This window comes from Streptomyces colonosanans, assembly GCF_001866645.1.
GTDB lineage: Bacteria > Actinomycetota > Actinomycetes > Streptomycetales > Streptomycetaceae > Streptomyces > Streptomyces colonosanans.
This window is the reverse complement of the sequence record NZ_MLYP01000133.1, coordinates 1-427: the sequence shown is the minus strand read 5'-3', so window position 1 is coordinate 427 and position 427 is coordinate 1. Positions and strand designations below refer to the sequence as shown.

The 427-nt window shown below is 70.7% G+C and carries 1 protein-coding gene; it reads right to left on the bottom strand.

Annotated features, from left to right (window positions below; genetic code table 11):
* Positions 1-427 (bottom strand): HAMP domain-containing protein (locus BIV24_RS30655; protein ID WP_143064707.1); only part of this gene is annotated, 427 nt, incomplete at both ends.

Genomic DNA, 427 nt, shown 5'->3' with positions numbered 1-427 from the left:
GTCCACGGTGACCTTCTGCGACAGGTCACCGCTGGCCACGGCCGTCGTGACGGCCGCGATGTCCCGCACCTGGGTGGTCAGGTTCCTGAACACCGTGTTGACCGAGTCGGTGAGGTCCTTCCAGGTGCCCGCAGCGCCTGGCACGTTCGCCTGCCCGCCGAGCCGGCCCTCGGCGCCGACCTCGTTGGCGACCCGCGTGACCTCGTCCGCGAAGGTGCGCAGTGTCTCGGTCATCTGGTTGATCGTCTCGGCGAGCTGCGCGACCTCGCCACGCGCCGACACGGTCACCTTCTGCGACAGGTCGCCGTTGGCGACCGCGGTCGTCACCTGCGCGATCCCGCGCACCTGGGCGGTCAGGTTGCCGGCCATCAGGTTCACCGAGTCGGTGAGGTCCTTCCACACGCCGGCCACCCCGGGCACCTGCGCC